This is a genomic window from Photorhabdus hindustanensis (assembly GCF_002968995.1).
In the GTDB taxonomy this organism is placed as follows: Bacteria; Pseudomonadota; Gammaproteobacteria; order Enterobacterales; family Enterobacteriaceae; genus Photorhabdus; species Photorhabdus akhurstii.
Map to the genome: position 1 here is coordinate 1 of NZ_PUWT01000115.1, position 4,555 is coordinate 4,555.

Below are 4,555 nucleotides of genomic sequence, written 5' to 3' on the forward strand. Positions count from 1 at the left end.
TCAGCGAGTTCGCTATATCAGGTAGCGTTGTGGTGAAAAATTTGAAGACTTTGTCTCGAAATTCATGTTTATCAGCGAAATAACGGTTATTTCGAACCTGTTCATTCATGACCTTCCATAATCGCTCTATCGGGTTTAAATTTGGGCTGTATGGCGGAAGGTAATGTAACTCAATATTGCTGACATAAGCCCACTCCTTCACAAGATGCGCTTTGTTGTAACCCGCCCCATCCACAATAAGATGAATTTTTTGATGATAGTCAGGATAAGACTTTCTTATTTCATTGAAAAAACAGCAAATGTTATAGTCATTAATGGTTTGATATTCCTGGAACACCGTATGACCAATGGCATTTAGGTTGAGGGCGCCCAATATATTCAGGCGAGTCCGGCTTCCTGTTGTTTTGACTGTTTTTTTCTCACCTTTCCGCATCCAGCCATAACTGAGTTTGGTACCTTGAGTCGGGTGAACCGCGTCAAGAAAGAGGATGGGCTCGTCTTTCGCGGCGACTTTAAGATTTTCATAATATTCAATAAATTGTCTCTGTTTTTCTGCATCGAATTTATGAGGGACACCACAAGGTTTTTTATAAGAAAAACCCTGACGGTGTAGCCATTTATTCATGCCGGGAATGCTAAAGGTAATCTTCCAGAGCTGAGCAACATAGGCCACGATTTCATGGGTGTGATGGAAAAGATGTTGAGATAAGTGGTTGATTAAAAAATCAGTTTGTTCTCGGGAAAGCAAACTGCCAGATCCCCCATTACCCGATTTAAGTTTACCGTGATTAAGGTAATCACTGATATGGCGGTCAACAGTGGTCTGATGGAGTCGCAATGCCTGGGCTATCATCATAGAACTCCACCCTTCAGAAGCCAGAAGGATAGCTTTTATTCTGTCTCGTACCTGACCATCACGAGTGGTGTCGTGAAGATGTTCAAGTTTGATTTTTTGTTCTGATGTAATAAATATTTTCATAGCGAGGATAATGATCTCCATTTCAGATAAAATCAAGCATCTTCAATGATTACGGGTATAAAGCCAATCTAAGTTAAGAAAACAAATAAATTTAATAATTTACCTGCCCCGCTAATAATATTTATCTAATCTTTAATTATCGGGGCAATGATAAACAGGTTAAACAGGCGGGAAAAAATAAAACTGGCATAAAATTAGAACCATGATGCTTAAGGGATACTGCGTATCCCTTAAGTTTTAAAACCCGGTTTGAACCGAGCAGAGTCAGGAAATATTCCAGATAACTGTTTGTCGTCACGCGCGTGCCTCCATGCTGCCTGACAGGGCATATTCACACAACAGGATAAACAGCACATTCGCTGATTAACACGGCACAATATTCCGGTTTGTTTTCCGTCAACTGCCAGATTTTCCGGTTGCCCCAGACCAGCAGCGCGTAAAGGCTTAATCGCCATAACAGCCACAACGATTGATAGTTCTCCATCCAGCGATTAAAGGCAGAAAGGTTTTCGGGATAGCGTATCCCCGCCCAGCCTGTTGCTAGCGTAACTAAGCCCAGGGCTGTTTCGATTCAAATTAAATTCAAAAACCGATTAATCGTCACCGTGCGGTTTATTGTAGACACGGGCAACATAATGCCCGCGTCCATCCCCATGCCCTAAATCCATCGAAACCATCGCTTCCGCTTCTTTTCGACTGAATCCTTTCGATAAATGATAATTTATGGCCTCAACAGCATAAGCATAACGCAAACTGTGTGGCGAAGACTTTCCGGTTAACCCCGCTTCCCTGACGATATTCCGGTAACGATCAATGGCCGAATGTAAATTCGGTTTATCAATCAAACGACCCTGATTTTTATTGGCATACTTTATTGCCGCCCTGACTGCCTGGATCACTTTATCCCGATCAACCACCGTCGTGTCACGGGGACGTCCTCCTTTTGTACCAAACACCACCCTCACTCTTTCATCCCCACGCAATAAAGCTTTTTCCCACGTTCTTAATGACTTTGCCGCCTGAACCGCTTCTTCCGTTCGCAGTCCCAGATAACGAGAAAGTTGCATAGCCGCAGCTACCCCTTCATCTTTCCCCCGGACCAAAACAAGCGTCGTGTGATAACGCTCATCCGAAATCGCCATCTTAGTCCCCTCCCGGCTGGCGCCAGATAATCCGAGCGCATGATTACTTAACCGTTTGTGATGAGGGTTAGCTAATTGAGATCTTCCCGCCATAGCGAATATCGCCCGAACAGCCGCCATCTCATTTTGTAACGTGCGCTTTGAAATATTCTCTGACTTTCGGCTATCAATATATTTTTCAATATGATTAATTTTCATATTCTTAATATCACGGATTTGAATATTTAATATCGCCATGCTTTCTGCCAGACGTTTGGCTATTTTCATTCTGTCTGAAACGGTTTTAAAACTGCCGCCAGCCTGACGGGCCAATGTGACTAACTGTTTACTCAACTTTGACATTCAAACGATTTCCTTTTTAACCCACACGACACCACCGCTTGTAACCTGACGGAGGCAAGCAATACAAAACAGTATTCTGAATGTCATCTCTCAACCCCAACGGCACGGTTTGATTTGCGCTTCCTGCGGCTCGACTGATATCTGTGCATCGGGGTGGCGAAATGTTGAGTTCTTACGAGGCACCCCAGCTCTCTGAGCTGTTCGCGGTTTACACCGTCCTGACCGTTGTCAGACTACCTCCAACGCCAGTTTTCACTGACGTCGCCATCAATATCGAGTCGATTGTTCTCCTTCTTCTGAATATAAAACGTCAACATGATTGTTTTTCACTCAAGACGTTAGGGTAAGTGGCAGTCTTCAAACTATCCTGACCAATGTACTACGTGTCGATCAGACGGTAGGAGACGAGGGGAAAGCTTATATTACGTGGCTTGGCAGGTTGTACGCTGGCAGCGTCACTTGGTTTTCGTTATCACGCCAACAAGTGACGCCGCCCATTTCTTCTGGACCCAATGCGCTGTCCGCAAGATACCCAATAACCTGTCAAATCTGGCAACAGTCATCCAGACTGCTGAACGAAACCACCCAGGCAAGCGTAGAAAGCAAAATGAACCGTAGGTTGTTGTTTGAGGATACTGGCAAGTCGAAAAACTGTCTGTGAAATTGCACCTTCATCACTATTGTTAGTGATACCCGTTTTCAAAGGATAAACGGATTTGCCGTCCGAAGACGCCATCTCTCAGGCTACAATGGCATTGAAATCAGTCACCCGAAGGCGTTCCTCTCAGACTGCGGGAACATTAACGATCGCTTACGCGACAACGAATACTGCCTTAAATTAATCAAGGTCCATTTCAAGGTCAAGAAAGCTTTTCATACTGTATAGAATAATCATTTATGCCTTTCAAAAAGTGAGCAAAATGACAGGCCGAACAGTTGACACAAAGCAAGACTGGCATAAATCCGCACTAGCGATCTTTGTCTCCTTAAGGTTCATGATTTTTTCCACTCTGTGAATGAATTACGAACACCTGCTTCTGATGATTATCTCCCAATCCGCAATAGCATAGCGCCTGTTCTGCCAACTGAGCTAAAAGTTATCATCCAACCCAATCAGAAAAGGTAATACCTCATCACAAATTAAAAATAACTGTCACAGTTCAAGTCATTCAATGCTGAAATCAATCATCATAAATGTGATTTACATCACATAATTAAAATAAAACAATAAAATTAATTTGAAATTATTAATGTTGATTATTAAATGATTAATATTAATCTATTTTTTATACAATGCTGTTACAAAATAATCACATTGGCCTGTTTTTTGCCTTGTCATATAACCTCTTGTTTTTGCTGCTATCTTAACCAACCCCCTATTTTAGTTGCCCAGTTGATAATCAACCCTAAATATTGATCGCTAAGTTAAATTCGTGGTTAATGCTGCTTCAACATTGTGGAATAGAAAGTCAATGAAAAGCAGTATTTTGGTATTAACGGTTTTTTGTAGCGTAGCCTCAGGCAGTCAAGCCGCCGACATCGCAGATCAACAACTCATTCATCAACAGGCCCGCCAGCAAGCGCTGGAAGCTCAATTAACCCCGCCGCCTGCAGAAGTTCATCTGTCGGTACCGGAAACCGGGGAGTCAGCCGCCTTTGCGGTGGAAACCCCCTGTTTTCCTATCACCCATGTGGTATTGGCCGGCACCGAAAATTTTCCACACTGGTTACCGTTCCGACGTGTCGCCCAACAGGGCGAAAACCATTGCCTGGGCGATAAAGGCATTAGCCGGCTGATAACCCAGTTGCAAGATCAGCTCATTAATCACGGCTATGTCACCAGCCGGGTTCTGGTCCCTCCCCAGGATTTGCGTACCCAAACGCTAAGACTGGTGATGATACCGGGCAACATCCGGCATATTCGCTATACCCCGGATAGCGGCCATTATATTCAACGCATCACGCCCTTTCCCGCGCGTGAAGGCAAACTGTTGGATTTACGGGATATCGAGCAGGGATTGGAAAACTTGCAACGTTTCCCGACCGTGCGGGCGGAGATGAACATTGTCCCGGCAGCGCAGCCGGGGGAGAG

General features: G+C 44.1%; 5 protein-coding genes. 2 read left to right on the top strand and 3 right to left on the bottom strand.

From position 1 onward, the window contains the following. From C6H66_RS24220 to C6H66_RS24230, 3 genes are all read right to left on the bottom strand, one after another. Positions 1-979, bottom strand: a 979-nt coding sequence (locus C6H66_RS24220) for an IS630 family transposase (RefSeq protein ID WP_105396988.1), incomplete at its 3' end; no start/stop codon positions are given. Between the two features lie 230 nt (positions 980-1,209). Continuing rightward, entirely contained in the window at positions 1,210-1,434 is a 225-nt protein-coding gene (locus C6H66_RS26230; RefSeq protein WP_181150299.1) for a hypothetical protein, read from the bottom strand. Between the two features lie 138 nt (positions 1,435-1,572). Continuing rightward, on the bottom strand, positions 1,573-2,463 hold the full coding sequence (locus tag C6H66_RS24230; protein ID WP_105396989.1) for an integrase domain-containing protein: 891 nt from the start codon (positions 2,461-2,463) through the stop codon (positions 1,573-1,575). A 426-nt stretch (positions 2,464-2,889) separates the two neighbouring features. On the opposite strand from C6H66_RS24230, the gene C6H66_RS25750 reads away from it, so the two are divergent. Together C6H66_RS25750 and C6H66_RS24235 are read left to right on the top strand one after the other, a co-directional pair. Continuing rightward, positions 2,890-3,081, top strand: a complete 192-nt coding sequence (locus C6H66_RS25750) for a hypothetical protein (RefSeq protein WP_131817520.1) — start codon at positions 2,890-2,892, stop codon at positions 3,079-3,081. Positions 3,082-3,935: 854 nt separating this feature from the next. Continuing rightward, the coding region (locus C6H66_RS24235) for a POTRA domain-containing protein (protein WP_146111124.1) at positions 3,936-4,555 on the top strand (620 nt) is incomplete at its 3' end.

Bases quoted from the DNA above. Each gene is read 5' to 3' on its own strand.
- C6H66_RS26230 (WP_181150299.1), bottom strand. From the start codon at position 1,434: ATGGCGATTAAGCCTTTACGCGCTGCTGGTCTGGGGCAACCGGAAAAT.
- C6H66_RS24230 (WP_105396989.1), bottom strand. From the start codon at position 2,463: ATGTCAAAGTTGAGTAAACAGTTAGTCACATTGGCCCGTCAGGCTGGC.